We start from the raw sequence: 15778 nt of genomic DNA on the forward strand, positions 1-15778 counted from the left end.
TGACTAGCCTCCTTGGCCACCGCGTCGCACGTGGACAGTGGCCTCGACGATGAGTGGGATGTCGGATGTGGCACCGGGCAACATGAACCTGCCCGGTCGCGTCACCTGGGCGAGGCTCATGGGCGCCCAGCTGACCGGTGAGTCCACGCGCGTCCCGTCGGCGTAGACCCTGGTGACAGTGGCTGGCAGGGCGGGCGGGACACCCTGTTGGGTGTCCAGCCGCAGCGGTTCGACCGACGACGGTTCGGAGTGGACCTGCCACTCCAGCACGCCGACGGACGCGGTCTCGCCATGCAGCACCGCCCGCATGCGGGTGGTGGTCACGCCGGCGAAGTCGGTGTGGACGTACCGGTCAGCCGCCACGTCGTACGTGGCGGGTATGTCCACGAAGGATTCTCCGGTCCAGTACTGGAGCCGCCACGACGCCGGTAACCGGACCCCGCCGCCGTCGTCGAAGAAGTAGATGTCCGAAGCGTTGACCCGCACGGGGTTCGGCCATTCCAGCTCGATCCACTGCTCACCCTGTTCTGGCCAGGTGCCCCAGCGCCGGTTGTCGCCGTCGTTGGAGGATGGCGGATCGACGCCGTCGTTGACGGCGTCGGCCAGTTCCCACGGTGAGGTGTACGAGGCGGACACCGCCCCGCCCGTCGCCATGTTGGCGACGGACGGAACGGCGGCAGCCGTGATCGTCACGGTCGACTCGCTCGTGCGGTCACCGTCGGACGCGGTGAGCCGCAACGTGTAGTCGCCGGGCTGGGTGAACGTGGCCAGCGTGTTCGGTGCGTTCTGGTCCGTGAAGATGACCGTGCCCGGCCCGGACACCTTCGTCCACTTCGCGCTGAGCACGCCACGGGGCAGCGCGTCGTCCTTCACTTCTCCTGTCAGCCGGGCTTGCCCGGCGGAACGAAAGGAGGAGTCCACTGTGGCCAGCGCGTACGGCGCGACGTTGCTGACCGGTGGTGCCGCCGTGCCCGTCCGGAAGAACTGCACTTCCTTGAGCGCGGTCTTGCGGCCGGACTGGTGGGTCAGCATCACCCGGAACCGCTGGGCCGTGAGCACCGGGAACCGCACGTCGTTGTAGTTGGCGCGCGGGACGGCCGGTGTCTTGGCCTGGCTCGGCACGTCCACCCAGGTCGTGCCATTGTGGTACTGCACCCGGTAGCTCGCCGGTTCCGCCAGGCCGTTCGTCGTGCGGTCGCGGTAGAAGTACAGCTTCACGTCGTCGACCGGCCTGGCCGCGCCCAGGTTGACCTCGTACCAGTCCTCGGCGTTGGGTGAGCCGCGGCTGCTCCAGATCGGGGCACTGATCGTGGTGCCGTTGACCGCGGCGGCCGTGTTGCTGCCCGACGCGGTGAACGACGCCGTCGCCGGTGCGTTCAGCGCCAGGTTCGGTGCCGTCGAGTTGAGGTCGGCGCCGGCCTTCTGGAACATGTCGAGCAGGCGCGGGCCGGACTGCACCACGTCCTGCGGTGCCCGCATGTTCGCGATGCCGGTGCTGAACAGCACGTTGCCGCCGCTGGGCAAGGTGACCTGCCCGGTCGCCGGGTCCCACGTGAGGCGGGTGAGCCGGTCCACTGTGAACGCCCGGACGCCGTCGATGTAGCCCGAGTAGCCCTGCGGCACGCCCGGGTAGCGGGCGACGCCGTCGGCTGGGTCGTCCCACACGATCGTCAGGTCGCGGTCCCGGTACCGCAGGTTGTCGACCATGAACCGGTCCCACCCGACGTTGATCGGCGACAGCTCGATCCTCGCGTCCGTGCGTGGGCGCAGACCCGCCACGTCCTCGATGACCGTCCAGTTGTTGCTGCCGAGGATGGTGTGGTGGATGAACGAGCGACCGTTGATGGTCTGCGTGGACGGGTTCCAGTCGAACCAGTACTCGTTGGAGTCCGGCCATGCCGTGTTACCGCCGATGAACGCGGCCCAGGCGTTCCAGTACAGCAGCTTCTTGTAGTCCGTCGCGGTGATGTGCGACTGGGTGTAGTTGCGCAGCACCGACGAGAACAGTCTGAACTGGACAGTCGAGTTGATCTGGGAGAAGTTGTTCGAGCCGGGGTTGCCCTGCGACGCCGCCTCCGCCTTGTCGAACTGGTTCGCCGTGTAGAACGGGAAGAGCGGGTACTGGGCGGGGTCGGAGAACAGCCGCAGCGCGTTGGTGTACGGCTGCTGGTTCGGGATCGCGCCGACCGAGAACGGGTAGTAGTTGTTGATCTCCTTCCAGGGTACGAGCGTGTTGGTGGCCACGTGCCGGTGCTCGAACAGCTGCCGGTTCGGGTTCCAGAGCACGTTCACGATCGCGTTGCGGATGCGGTCTGCGATGCCACGCATCTCGTTGGCCTTGGCGGTGTTGCCGAGCATGTCGTACGCGCCCGCCGCGGCCATCGCGCCGCTGTACTGGTAGGCCGACTCCGCGCGGTCCAGCCAGCCGCCACGCCAGTGGAAGGACACCGCGTCCGCGTCGTTGCCCGTCAACGCGCCCCAGTCGTACTCGATCAGACCGTTGTTGTCATGGTCGTAGAACGAGAGCTGGCCCTTGACGTCGCCCTCGGCGTAGCGCGCCAGGTTCGCCGCGATCGGCCGCTGTCCACCGTGGATCTGGTAGCTGCGCCAGGCCGCCTCGGCGATGTACTGGGTGTAGCTGTTGCTCCAGTTCTCCGGGTCGCCGGGGTTGTCCACGAACCGCCCGCCGCCGGAGGACTCGCCGGTCGACACCCACGGCCCGTACGAGTACATCGGGTCACGCAGGTACTTGAGATCGTCGATGAACATCGGGACCGTGAGCGCGATCGCGTTGTTGTAGCCGAGCACACCCTCGATCGAGGTGGGGAACTGGAAGTCGTTGCCGGGGATGTCTGCATCGAGGTAGTTGAAGCGCATCAGCCACCAGCGGTAGTAGATGTGCTTCTTGATCGCCGGTTCCGGCACGTCGATGTAGGGGATGTTGTCCGCCCACCAACGGTTGTACGCCCGCACGTGCGTGGCGAACGCGTCGGTCGGCGAGAACGCGCGGTACTGGTCGTACTCGGTGCGGGACGCCGGGATCTCGTTGGCCACGAACCCCAGCTGGACCTTCACCGTCACCGTCTGTCCGGCCGCGACGGTGACATTGCCGGTCAGCACACCGTTGGCCGGGTTCAGGCCCTGCGCGGACAGGCGCGGGAAGATCGTCGTGAGTCGCTCGCCGCGGGAGTTGCGCACCTCATGGGTGCCGGTCAGCTCCGCGCCCGCCGCGGTGCGGGTGAACGGCGAGTCCACGGTCATCGCGACCGTGCGGGACGCCGTGCCGGTGTTGGTCAGCGACACGTTGGTGACGGCGACGTTGTTGTTCGTGATGAACTTCCGCACGTTGGCCCGCACACCGAGCCCGCTGTTGTTATATGTGCCGCTCCAGTAGCTCGGCGTCTGCAGCCGGTCCGCGACGACCTCGGCGAACCCGGAGCCGATGCCCACGGTGTAGGCGTTCTGGTTGGAGAAGGAGTTGAAGAACTCGTTGTAGTAGGCCACGCGGCCGCCGAACCCGATGACCGAGTTGTTGTGCTGTCGCATGTAGACGGTCCGGCCGCGGGTCATCAGCCAGCTGCCGGCCGGATCGTTGCCGCGTCGGGCAAGTAACCGGTCCATCCAGAAGTCGGTGCCACCAGCTTCCGCGTTGTACATCGCCTGCATCATCCGGTTGCTGTACGGCACCGGCTCAGCGGGTGGCGCTGCTCCGGTGAACGTCGGGAACCCGATGGTCTGTGCGGCGTTCGCGGGTGCGGCGACCGCGGTCAGCAACGCGCCGGCGAGTATCGCGGCGAGTGCAAGCGGTCTCCACTTCGCTGTGGAGATACGCATTTCGTCACCTCCGGAAGCGTCTCACCCCCGAGGGAGCCAGACGCGCATGGTGGATGGACCGCGCCGGGCCCACCGGTGGTAAGGCACCAGGAGGACCGGTACGGGGTCGGATCTGCATGGGGGCGGTTCCGTTGGGACATAGGGCCAGCCGTCACCAGCCGGCTCTGTGAACCGCCCACGCACTGTGGCACCCTCCGGCGCGTCCTCCGGTGGCACGGAGACGTCGACAGTGAGGTCATCAAGGTTGTCCTGGTCGTCACCGGCCGACTCCGCGCACAGGACCACGGGGCCGCGCTCGACCGCGACGGAGCCCCTGGCGGCGTCGATCCTCGGGTCCGGGAAAGTCCATCGTGGACGAACGGGCAGCTCGAGCCGGAGCTCGTCACCGACCGCGAACTCGCGGCGGACGGTCGCGACGCCCGGCTCGACCACCTCGCCGTCGAGCCGGGCGCCGCTGGCCCAGGCCGGGATGCGCATCGAGAGCGCCCACGGCCCGCCGGCCGTCTCCGTGACCCGCACCGCCACAGTGCCGGTCTCCGGATAGTCCGTCCGCACCCGAAGCCCCACCCGCCGACCGTCGGCGAGCCGGGTGCGCACGACCGCGTTGGCGTACTGATGAAGTTGCACGCCCTCGCTGTCCACAGTGGTCGTGTAGGTGGAGAGGCTCGCCAGCAGGCGAGCGATGTTGGCGAGGCAGCACGACACCTCGAACCACGGCGCGCGGCTCCCGGCCGCGAAGTGCAGCCGTTCCCGGTCGGCCGGCAGTGGCTCGCTCCGCTCCCGCTGGTGCAACGTGTTGGCGTAGAAGAAGGAACGCCCGTCGTCGCCGATCGAGGTGGCGACGACGTTGTAGAGCACGCGTTCGATGACGTCGGCGTAACGGGTCTCGCCAGTGGCCAGCAGCAGTCGCCAGGCGAGCATCACCGTCGCGATACCCGCGCACGTCTCCGAGTAGGCACGGTCGGCCGGGAGCACGAAGTCCTCGCCGAACGCCTCGTCGGCGTGCCGGGAGCCCATGCCGCCGGTGAGATAGGTGCGGCGGGCGAGCGTGCGGTCGAACTGGCCGGCGACCGCCTCGAGCAGCTCGTCGTCCCCGGTCTCGACGGCGACGTCGACCGCGCCGCAGGACAGGTAGAGCGCCCGCACCGAGTGTCCACGGAGGACCTTCGCGGAACGGACCGGCTCGTCGTCCTGGAAGTACTCCCAGCCGAAACGCGGCTCCGGCAGTGTGCGATAGCCGCGCCGGTCGATGAACAGGGCGGCCTGGTCGAGGTAACGCTGTTCCCCCGTGAGCCTGGCCAGCTCGACGAGCGCCGCCTCGATCTCCGGGTGCCCGCAGATACCGGACCGGCCGGTCGCGCCGAACGTGTCGCAGACCTGGTTGGCGGCGCGGCAGGCGATGGTGAGCAGGTCACTGTCGGGGTTGGTCCGCCCATGCGCGACCGCGGCCTGCAGCAGGTGACCGGTGCAGTAGAGCTCGTGGCCATAGGCGAGGTCGCTGTAGCGCGGCTGCTGTCCGGCACCGCCGAACGCGGTGTTGAGGTAGCCGTCGGGTGCCTGGGCCGGCGCGATGAGGCTGATCAGCTCGACCAGGTCGGCGTCGCGGTCCTGGTCGCCGGTGCGGCCGGCGTCCCAGGCCATGGCCTCCATGAGCTTGTAGACCTCGGAGTCGGCGAACTCCCGACCGCGCCGGACTCCCACGCCACCGGCGGCCTGCACGAAGTGGCCGGTCCAGCCGAGCTTGTCCATCCAGGCGCGGCCGTGGTCGATCGTCGCGTCGCTGTTGATCTGCTGGCGCGTACCCCAGAAACCGCCGACCAGGTGGACCTCGCCGAGACCGAGGGGGCGCAGCGTGCCCTGGGTCGGGACAACAGGGCAGCCGCCAGTCGGTTCGACTCTCGGTGTCGCGGCCACGCTGCCTCCACCCAGTCTCCGAAAACCTTTTCGGCCCCTCGACCGTAGGACTGCCGCTAGAGTTGTGTCAAGCATCGAAAGGTCTCATGAAAGGCCAGCGGTTGACGAGGCAGCGTTCCGGGTCGGTCACCCTCACGGATGTGGCCAGGCTGGCCGGCGTGTCCGTGGCCACGGCGTCGAAGGCGCTCAACGGCCGCGACGAGGTCGCCCAGGCCACGCGCGGCCGTGTGCTGGCGGCCGCCGAGAAGCTGTCGTTCCAGCCGAACGCCCTGGCCCGCGGACTCATCTCGGGACGCACGAGCACCATCGGGCTGCTCACCGACGAACTCGGCGGCCGGTTCGCCATCCCGATCCTGCTCGGTGTCGAGAACGCACTCGGCAACGAGCAGATGTCCGTGCTGCTCTGCGACGCCCGCGACGACCCCATCCGGCGGCGGCACTACATCCGCACCCTGCTCGCGCGGCAGGTCGACGGCTTCATCGTGCTCGGGGACAGCAACGACATGCGCTCGTCGCTCACGGCGGACATCCCCGTGCCGGTCGTGTACGTGTACGGCGAGTCCGACGACCCGTCCGACCTGTCGCTGCTTGCCGACGACGCGGGCGGCGCCCGGCTGGCCGCCGAGCACCTGGTTTCGTTGAACCGCAAGCACATCGGACACATCACGGGCCCGTCGAGCTACCGCGCCGCCCGCGACCGCGTCACCGCGCTGCGTGCCGTGCTGTCCGAGGCGGGCCTGTCACTGGTCGGCGAACCCCTGTACGGCGAGTGGACACAGGCGTGGGGCCGGCAGGCGGGCCGGCTGCTGGCCACCGCACACCCGGAACTGGACGCGATCTTCTGCGGCAGCGACCAGGTGGCAACCGGCGTGGCACAGGCACTGGCCGACCTGGGCCGCCGCGTCCCGGACGACGTGGCACTCGTCGGATTCGACAACTGGGAACTGTTCGCCGCCGACTGCCGCCCTCCACTCACGACGGTGGACGTGAACCTGGAACAACTGGGCGCGACAGCGGTGTCCTACCTGTTCGCCGCCCTGGACGGCGAACACCACTCCGGCGTGATCCGCCAGCCCTGCCACCTGGTAGTCCGCGAGTCGACAAGCCCCAAGCCCTGAACCCGCGCGTGTCCAACACAGGAGACCCGCGTGTCCAACGCTGTGGACCCGCGAGTTCAACAAATCGGGTTGTCGCGATTTGTTGAACTCAGCGGTGTGTTGTGTTGGACACGCGGGTCTGGGTGGTTGGACACGCGGTTAGTCGACGAGGGTGCGGCCGGTCAGTCTCAGGAAGACGTCTTCCAGGGTGCTGCGGCGGACCAGGCTCGAGATCGGGTTCACGCCTCGGATGTGGACGGCGCCCAGTACCGCCTCGCCGTCCGCCGCGTACAGCAGGACCCGGTCCGGGAGGGCTTCGACGCGGTCGGCGAGGCCGTCGAGTCGGGGTTCCATGGCGTCGGTGTCCGTGCCCGGCGGGAAGCGCAGCTCGACCACCTCTTTGGTGGAGTAGCGGCCGATCAGCTCGGCGGGGCTGCCCTCGGCGGCGATGCGGCCGCGGTCCATCACGACCAGCCGGTCGCACAGCTGCTCGGCCTCGTCCATGTAGTGGGTCGTGATGATGAGCGTGACGCCGCTGTGCTTGAGCCGGAACAGGCGGTCCCACAGCAGGTGACGTGCCTGCGGGTCGAGGCCCGTGGTCGGCTCGTCGAGCAGGAGCAGCTCGGGGTCGTTGATCAGCGAGCGGGCGATCGTGAGGCGGCGTTTCATGCCGCCGGACAGTGCCTCGACCTCGTCGTCGGCACGCTCGGTGAGCTGAGCGAAGGCGAGCAGCTCGGTGGCCTTGGCCCGCACGTGGGCCTTGGGCAGTCCGAAGTAGCGGCCGTACACGTGCAGGTTCTGGCGCACGGTCAGCTCGGCGTCCAGGTTGTCCTGCTGCGGCACGACACCGAGCCGGGCACGGACACGTGGGCCGTCGCGGTCGGGGTCCATGCCGAGTACCCGCAGCTCACCGCCGGAACGTGGCGAGACGCAGCCGATCATGCGCATGGTCGACGACTTGCCGGCGCCGTTCGGGCCGAGGAAGCCGAACGCCTCGCCATGCCGGACCTCGACGTCGATGCCGTCGACGGCGGCGAACTGGCCGAAACGTTTGACCAGTCCGCGTGCGATGACCAGGGCCTCAGCCACGTTCCGTAGCGTAGATGGCTGCGCTAACTGTCCGCTGTGCGAAAGGGGCTTGGCCGCGTTCGGCCAAGCCCCCGACGGATTACCGGCTCAGACGCCCGGGAACCAGAGGTCGATCTCGCGCTTGGCGGACTCCGGCGAGTCCGAACCGTGCACGATGTTGAACTGGACCTCGAGCGCGAAGTCGCCTCGGATGCTGCCGGTCGCGGCCTGCACCGGGTTGGTGGCGCCGGCGAGCTGGCGGAACGCGGCGATCGCGTTGTCGCCCTCCACGACGGCCGCCACGAGGGGGCCCGACGTGATGAACTCGAGCAGCGACTCGAAGAACGGCTTGCTGGCGTGCTCGGCGTAGTGCTGCTCGGCGACACTCCGCTCGACGTTGCGCAGCTCCAGCGCGGCCAGCGTCAGGCCCTTGCGCTCGATGCGGGAGATGACCTCGCCGACCAGCCCACGGCTGACGCCGTCCGGCTTGACCAGGACCAGGGTGCGCTCGCTCACGACTCCGGGTACTCCTTTGTAGGGGAACTTCTCGACGAGGAGCCTAGCTGGCGGCCTTCCTCAGTCCGTCTGCTGGCTCGGCAACCGGCCCTCGGCCATGCGCTTGGCGACGTCGTGGCGCATCCACAGCAGCGCAGCCCACACCAGACCGAACACCAGGCCGAGCACGCCGAGCGCGACCACCGCGAACCAGCACGCGATCATCACCAGCTGCAGGCCCGCCGCGACCCACATCCCCCACGGCCGGCGAAGGAACGCGCAGGTCAGCAGCAGCGCCAGCGCCAGGGCGCCCACCAGCACGCCCTGCCAGGTGGCCAGACCGTCGCCCAGCTTCGCGACGACCGGCAGTGCCAGCAGGACCACGATGACCTCGAGCACCAGCGTCGCCGCCATCACGCTGACGAACGACTTCATCGGGTCCTTCGTGGTCACGCGGGCTCCTTGCCGAACAGTGCGCGGGTCTCACCCGCGGTCACGACCGAGCCCGTGACGATCACGCCGACCCCGGACAGCGGCTCGTCCGTGTCCGCCTCCGACAGCGCGATGGCCGTCTCCACGGCGTCGTCGAGGCGGGGACGAACGTCCACCCGGTCCGGGCCGAAGATCTCCGTCGCGATCTCACCCAGTTCCTCGGCCGGCATGGCGCGGTCCGACGAGTTCGTCGTCAGCACCACCTCGTGCAGCACCGGCTCCAGTGCGGACAGGATCCCGCGGACGTCCTTGTCCCGCATCACGCCGACCACGCCGACGAGGTTGCGGAACGCGAAGTCGGCCTCCAGTGCGTCCGCGAGTGCCTGCGCGCCGTGGGGATTGTGCGCGGCATCGACGAAAACCGTTGGCGCGGAACGAACTCGCTCCAGCCGGCCCGGCACGACGACCGACGCGAAGCCCTCGCGGATCGCCTCCTGATCCAGCATCCGTTGGGCGCCGGCACCGAAGAACGCCTCGACCGCCGCCAGCGCGATCGCCGCGTTGTTCGCCTGGTGCGGGCCGTGCAGCGGCAGGAAGATCTCCTCGTAGGCGCCGCCGAGGCCCTGCAGCTTCAGCATCTGCCCGCCGACGGCGACGTCCCGCCGCAGCACGCCGAACTCCATGCCCGCCCGCGCGACCGTGGCGTCCACCTCGACCGTGCGTCGCAGCAGGACCTCCATCACCTCGGGCCGCTGCTCGGCCAGCAACGCGACCGAGCCCTCCTTGATGATGCCGGCCTTCTCCTTCGCGATCCCCGCGATGTCGGCGCCCAGGTACTCCACGTGGTCGATCGAGATCGGGGCGATCACCGCGACCTTCGCGTCGGCGACGTTCGTGGCGTCCCAGCCGCCGCCGAGGCCGACCTCGAGCACCGCGGCGTCGACGGGCGCGTCCGCGAACGCCGCGAACGCCATGCCGGTCAGCACCTCGAACTTGCTCATCCGCACCTCGGCGCCGCGGTCGATCATCTCGACGTACGGCTCGACGTCCCGGTACACCTCGACGTACCGCTCCGGCGCGATCGGGGTGCCGTCGATGGCGATCCGCTCGGTCACCAGCTGCAGGTGCGGGCTGGTGTACCGGCCGACCCGCAGGCCGATCCTGGTCAGCAGCGCGTCGATCATGCGGGTGACCGAGGTCTTCCCGTTGGTGCCGGCGATGTGCAGGATCGGGTACGTCCGGTGGGGGTCACCGAGCAGGTCGACGAGCGCCCCGATCCGCTGCAGCGTCGGCTCGATCTTCGTTTCCGGCCAACGGGTGTTGAGCTCGATCTCGACCTGACGGAGATCGTCGAGTGCCTCAGTCACCGAACGACTCCAGACGTGCGGTGATCCGCTCGATGTCCGCGGCGGCGACGTCCCGCCGGGACTGGATCTTCGCGACCACGTCGGCAGGCGCCTTGTCGGTGAAGTTCGGGTTGCCGAGCTTCGCCTCGCATCCCGTCATCTCCTTGCGCGCCACAGCCAAATCCTTCTCCAGACGCTTGCGTTCCGCCGCGACGTCGACCGTGCCGGACAGATCCATTTCGACATGGACGGTGCCGTCCGGCAGCGCGACCTCCAGCGACGCGCCCGGGGTGAACCCCTCGCCGGGCTCCGCCAGCCGCGCGAGCGAGGAAACCGCTTGCGACAGCGCGGAAAGCCCTGCTTCGTCCACACCGGACAGTCGGGTCGGCACCCGCTGTCCCGGTTTGACACCCTGGTCGTTGCGGAACCGGCGGACCTCGGTGACGAGCTTCTGCATGCCGGCGATCCGCCGGGCCGCACCAGCGTCGACGGCCGCGCCGGTCGCCTTGGGCCACTCGGCGATCACCAGGGACTCGTTGCCGGTCAACGTGGTCCACAGGCTTTCGGTGACGAACGGGATCAGCGGGTGCAGCAGCCGCAGCACGACGTCGAAGACGTGCCCGAGGACCGCGCGCGTCGCCTCGGCCCGCTCACCACCCTCGGCGATCTGGACCTTCGCGATCTCCAGGTACCAGTCGCACAGCTCGTCCCACGTGAAGTGGTAGAGCGCGGCGCACAGCTTGGCGAACTCGTACTCCTCGTACCGCTCGTCCACTTCGGACACGATCGCTTCGGTGCGGTCGAGGATCCAGCGGTCGGCGTCGGTCAGCGTGTCGCGCGCCGGCACCGGCGACGCCACGGTCGCGCCGTTCAGCAACGCGAACCTGGTGGCGTTCCACAGCTTGTTGCAGAAGTTGCGCGAGCCGGCCGCCCAGTCCGCCGAGATCGCCATGTCCGCGCCCGGGTTCGCCCCTCGGGACAGCGTGAACCGCGTGGCGTCCGCACCGAACTCGTCGAGCCAGTCGAGCGGGTCGATGATGTTGCCGCGCGACTTCGACATCTTCTTTCCGGTCGGGTCACGGACGAGGCCGTGCAGGTACAGGTGGTCGAACGGCTGCCTGCCGCCCATCGCGTACAGCCCGAACATCATCATCCGGGCGACCCAGAAGAACAGGATGTCGTAGCCCGTGACCAGCAGTTGGTTCGGGTAGAAGCGCGCCAGGTCCTTCGTCTGGTCAGGCCAGCCCAGAGTGGAGAACGGGAACAGCGCGGACGAGAACCACGTGTCAAGCACGTCGGGGTCCTGCGTCCACCCCTCGCCCGGCGGCTCCTCGTCGGGACCGACGCAGACGACCTCGTTGTTGGGCCCGTACCAGACCGGGATGCGGTGGCCCCACCACAACTGCCGCGAGATGCACCAGTCGTGCATGTTGTCGACCCAGTCGAAGTAACGCTTCGCGAGCTCCGGTGGGTGGATCGTGGTGCGGCCGTCACGGACCGCGTCGCCGGCCGCCCTGGCCAGCGGCTCGGTCCTGACGAACCACTGCAGCGACAGCCGCGGCTCGACCACCGTGCCGCACCGGGTGCAGTGGCCGACGGCGTGGACGTACGGCCGCTTCTCCGCGACGATCCGCCCCTGCGCCCGCAGCGCCGCGACGATCGCGGGCCGCGCCTCGAACCGGTCGAGCCCCTCGAACGGGCCGTGCGCGGTGATGATCCCCCGCTCGTCCATGATCATGATCGCGGGCAGGTCGTGCCGCCGGCCGATCTCGAAGTCGTTCGGGTCGTGGGCCGGCGTGACCTTGACCGCACCCGTGCCGAACTCCGGGTCGACGTGCTCGTCGGCCACGATCGGGATCGCCCGGCCGGTCAGCGGCAGCTCGACCTCGGTGCCGACGAGGTGGCGGTACCGCTCGTCGTCCGGATGGACGGCGACCGCGGTGTCCCCCAGCATCGTCTCGGCCCGCGTGGTGGCCACGACGACGGACCGGTCACCGTCGCCGTAGCGGATGGACACGAACTCGCCCTCGTCGTCCGAGTGCTCGACCTCGATGTCCGACAGCGCCGTGTGACAGCGCGGGCACCAGTTGATGATCCGCTCGGCCCGGTAGACCAGGCCGTCCTCGAACAGTCGCTTGAAGATGGTCTGGACAGCGCGCGACAGCACCTCGTCCATCGTGAACCGCTCGCGGGTCCAGTCCACACCGTCGCCCATGCGGCGCATCTGGTTGAGGATCATGCCGCCGGAGGTGGCCTTCCAGTCCCACACCCGTTCGACGAACGCCTCGCGCCCCAGGTCGTGGCGGGACTTGCCCTCGTTCGCGAGCTCCCGCTCCACCACGTTCTGCGTCGCGATGCCGGCGTGGTCCATGCCGGGCAGCCAGAGCACGTCGAAGCCCTGCATCCGGCGGCGCCGGGTCAGCGCGTCCATGAGGCTGTGCTCCAGCGCGTGGCCCATGTGGAGACTGCCCGTGACGTTCGGCGGCGGGATGACGATGCAGAACGGCGGCTTGTCGCTGTCCGGCTGCGGCGTGAAGTAACCGGCATCCACCCACCGCTGGTACAGATCCGCCTCGACCGAAGCCGGCTCCCAGGTCGGCGGGAGGGCTCTGGGCTGCTGCGATGCCGTGTTGGTCACGCTCGAAGAGTCTACGAACCGCGTTTGGGCGTCCGCATTCGAGTTCCTCACACCACGGCTTGTTAACGCGCGGGTGGGCGCAATCGATGTGCTTGGCACCGGAAGGTTGTCGTTTTACCTGGTTGGGATCAGGGTGGGGAGCAGGTGAAGGCTCGGCAGCGTGTCCCGGCTCCGGAGGTCACCGAGACCGACTGGGCGGGCACAGTGGCGCGTGCGGCCGCTGAGGACGTACGCGAGCTGCTGCGTGCCGAACGACGCCGTCGCCGTGGTCGCTGGTTCGCGGGAGGGCTCGTCGTGCTGGCGGTCGGCGCGGTGACGACGCTGCTGTTCAGGACCACCCTGTTCGACCCGGTCTCCGGCACCCCGAGCCAGGACGACGTCACGGCGCCCGCCCAGACCAACCAGGCGGCGATGTTCGACACCGGCAGGCCATTCGGCGCGACCCCGGCCGCGGACTGGCCGGACGGCGTGGCCGGGATCGTGCCGCCTGAGCCGAAGCCCGTCGGCGCTTTCAGCCCCGAGCAGGTCGCCGAGGCCACCCAGCTCGTGCGGGACGTGCTGGTCGCGAGCCGGCTCGACCGCCGGATGCTCGTGAACCACGACCCCACCGCGTACCTGGACCTGCTCGCCCCGGACGCACACCAGCAGCTGCAACCGCTGTTCGGCAACGGACGCGAGCCCGAGGTGCAGTCACTGGTGAGCCTCGTCGCGCCGGGCAGCACGCTGTTGCCGGTCGAGCCGAAGGTGTCCGGGTCGATGTCGGTGCGGCAGGGCGGGCCGGGCGAGCTGGTCGTGCACACGAACTACGTGTTCGCGTACGCCTTCGAGCCTCCCGCGCGGTTGCGGCTCGTGGACGCGATGAACGCGATCGTGGTCGTGCGGGCGGACGTCGACTACATCCTGCGTGTCGGCGACCGCTGGCGGCCGACCAGCCTCGGCCTGTGGTTTGACCAGGCGGAGGGGTTCGGCTACTCGATCGGGTGCGACGCGTACCAGAAAGGCTTGCTCGCCCCGGTCACGACCGAGCGCTCCGTGACCCAACAGCCTGACGACGTCGAGCCGGGCGCCTACTTCGATCCCACCTCTCCGCTGCCGCCCTCGGGTGGCTGTCGTCACTAGAGCGACGCTGGACCGCCGGGCATGTTTACTGCCGGTTCCGCGTTGTGTTCGGCAGACCCTTACTGTCGACAGGAGTGGTGATGACGCAAGCGCCCGCGAAGCTGACGATGTACTCGACGACCTGGTGCGGTTACTGCCGGCGCCTGAAGTCGCAGCTGGACCGCGAGGGCATCGACTACGCCGAGGTCAACATCGAGCAGTCCCCCGGAGCGGCGGAGTTCGTGATGAGCGTCAACGGCGGCAACCAGACCGTGCCGACGCTGCACTTCCCCAACGGCAAGGCGCTGACGAACCCCACTCTCGCTCAGGTCAAGGCCGAGCTGAACTGAGTACCGCCCGAGCCGCGTTGTGGCCGCCGATGCCGCTGACCCCGCCCCCGCGTAGGGCGCCGCTGCCGCACAGCAGCAGGTTCGGCACGTCGGTCTCGACGCCCCAGCCGCCGCCGTCCTCGGTGAACGGCCACGACAAGTCGCCGTGGAAGATGTGGCCGCCCGGCATCGCCAGCTCGTCCTCGAGATCCAGCGGGGTGCGGGCTTCGATGCACGGGCGGCCGTCCTCGTCGGTGGCGACGCAGTCCTCGACGGGTTCGGCCAGGTGGCGGTTCAGGCCGGCCAGGTAGCGGGCCACGAGCTCAGCCCGGCGGCCGGCGTTGTCACGCGTGAACAGCGCCGCCGGGACGTGCAGTCCGAACAGGGTCAGCGTGTGGAATTGGCCGTCCACAATGGATGGATCGGTCAGCGTGTGGCAGTACATCTCGCCGGGCAGCGGGTCGGGCACCGCGCCAACCTTGCTTGCCGTGTAAGCGTTTTCCAGCTCCACAAAGGACTCATCGAGGTGGAGCGTGCCCGCGAACGCCTGCGTCGGGTCGACCCCGCTGCGCAGCCGCGGCAGCCTCGACAACAGCACGTTGATCTTCAGCTGAGAGCCCGCCGGTGGCGTGGCATCCCGCCCGCGCAACCGGTCGAGGACCGTCGGCGCGACACCGGAGAGCACGTAGTCGGCGGCGACCACCTGCTCGCCATCGCCTGTGGTGTAGGTCACCTCGGCGGTGACGCCGTCCGCGTCCACCTTCGTCACGTGGGCGGACGTGCGTAGCTCGGCGCCGGCTTCCCGTGCCACGCGGGAGAGTTCGCCGGTCACCGCGCCCATGCCGCCTACCGGGACGCGCCACTCGCCGCCGATGAGGTGGCAGAGGAAGCACCGGTTGGCGAGCAGCGACGGATCGTGGAGCGACGTGTGCGTGCCGATGAGGGCATCGGTGGCGACGACCCCACGAACCACGTCGTCGGCGAAGGTCTCCTCGATGGCCACTCCGATGGGCCGCTCGAAAACCTGTTCCCACAACGGTTTCGCGACCAGCGCGCGAAAATCCGCACGGGAGGGCACCGGCTGGAGCAGGGTGGGCGCGAGCGCCGCGGCCATGTCGGACAGCGACGAGTACCACGACATCCAACGAGTGAATTCCTGGTCCGATCCGGTGAGTTCCCGGAAAGAGGCCGCAGTCGCCTCTCCTGGCTCGCGCTCGACCAGCAGCCCTCGCGGTCGCCCGTCACGCGTCACGGGCGTGTAGGAGGAGACGGCCCGCGAACGCAGGCCGATCCGCAGCCCGAGATCGTCGACGATGGCGTTGGGGAGCAGGCTGACCAGATAGGAGTACCGGGACAGCCGGGCCGGCACACCCGGGAAGGGGCTTGCGCTGACCGCGGCGCCCCCGACTCGGGAGAGCCGCTCCAGCACGAGCACCGACTTGCCGGCACGGGCGAGGTAGGCGGCGGCGACCAGTCCGTTGTGGCCACCGCCCACGACCACGACGTCGTAGCGTTCCGTCACACCAT

General features: G+C 69.1%; 11 protein-coding genes. 3 read left to right on the forward strand and 8 right to left on the reverse strand.

What is annotated here, in order from left to right:
• Positions 1-3: 3 nt before the first annotated feature.
• Both VF106_RS01135 and VF106_RS01140 read right to left on the reverse strand, forming a co-directional pair.
• A complete protein-coding gene (locus VF106_RS01135; RefSeq protein WP_330837623.1) occupies positions 4-3834 on the reverse strand; it encodes a galactose-binding domain-containing protein in 3831 nt (1276 codons plus the stop codon).
• A gap of 21 nt (positions 3835-3855) precedes the next feature.
• Positions 3856-5748: a glycoside hydrolase family 127 protein gene (locus VF106_RS01140; RefSeq protein WP_330837624.1), complete on the reverse strand. Its 1893-nt coding sequence runs from the start codon at positions 5746-5748 to the stop codon at positions 3856-3858.
• Between the two features lie 140 nt (positions 5749-5888).
• On the opposite strand from VF106_RS01140, the gene VF106_RS01145 reads away from it, so the two are divergent.
• A complete protein-coding gene (locus VF106_RS01145; protein ID WP_330837625.1) occupies positions 5889-6866 on the forward strand; it encodes a LacI family DNA-binding transcriptional regulator in 978 nt (325 codons plus the stop codon).
• A gap of 138 nt (positions 6867-7004) precedes the next feature.
• Here VF106_RS01145 and VF106_RS01150 read toward each other — a convergent pair whose 3' ends face one another.
• The 5 genes from VF106_RS01150 to VF106_RS01170 all read right to left on the reverse strand — a co-directional run bounded on the left by VF106_RS01150 (position 7005) and on the right by VF106_RS01170 (position 12824).
• Complete coding sequence (locus VF106_RS01150; protein WP_330837626.1) at positions 7005-7934, reverse strand: ABC transporter ATP-binding protein; 930 nt, start codon at positions 7932-7934, stop codon at positions 7005-7007.
• 87 nt (positions 7935-8021) lie between these two features.
• Entirely contained in the window at positions 8022-8429 is a 408-nt protein-coding gene (gene ndk / locus VF106_RS01155) for a nucleoside-diphosphate kinase (protein ID WP_330837627.1), read from the reverse strand.
• A gap of 60 nt (positions 8430-8489) precedes the next feature.
• A complete protein-coding gene (locus VF106_RS01160) occupies positions 8490-8861 on the reverse strand; it encodes a DUF4233 domain-containing protein (RefSeq protein WP_330837628.1) in 372 nt (123 codons plus the stop codon).
• The gene (gene folC, locus VF106_RS01165; RefSeq protein WP_330837629.1) at positions 8858-10207 is read right to left on the reverse strand and encodes a bifunctional tetrahydrofolate synthase/dihydrofolate synthase; all 1350 of its coding nucleotides are present in this window, start codon (positions 10205-10207) and stop codon (positions 8858-8860) included. The genes VF106_RS01160 and folC overlap by 4 nt, the downstream gene beginning before the upstream one ends.
• Complete coding sequence (locus VF106_RS01170) at positions 10200-12824, reverse strand: valine--tRNA ligase (RefSeq protein WP_330837630.1); 2625 nt, start codon at positions 12822-12824, stop codon at positions 10200-10202. Before VF106_RS01170 ends, folC begins: the two co-directional genes overlap by 8 nt.
• A 144-nt stretch (positions 12825-12968) precedes the next feature.
• Here VF106_RS01170 and VF106_RS01175 point away from each other — a divergent pair, with 144 nt between their 5' ends.
• Positions 12969-13943, forward strand: a complete 975-nt coding sequence (locus VF106_RS01175; RefSeq protein WP_330837631.1) for a hypothetical protein — start codon at positions 12969-12971, stop codon at positions 13941-13943.
• A gap of 80 nt (positions 13944-14023) precedes the next feature.
• Positions 14024-14272 (forward strand): mycoredoxin, encoded by a 249-nt coding sequence (locus VF106_RS01180; protein ID WP_330837632.1) that lies wholly within the window; start codon positions 14024-14026, stop codon positions 14270-14272.
• Here the strand turns inward: VF106_RS01180 and VF106_RS01185 are convergent.
• Complete coding sequence (locus VF106_RS01185) at positions 14253-15773, reverse strand: phytoene desaturase family protein (protein WP_330837633.1); 1521 nt, start codon at positions 15771-15773, stop codon at positions 14253-14255. The two genes, VF106_RS01180 and VF106_RS01185, sit on opposite strands and share 20 nt — an antisense overlap.
• Between the last annotated feature and the right edge of the window lie 5 nt (positions 15774-15778).

This window comes from Actinophytocola sp. (assembly GCF_036378875.1).
Taxonomy (GTDB): Bacteria; Actinomycetota; Actinomycetes; order Mycobacteriales; family Pseudonocardiaceae; genus Actinophytocola.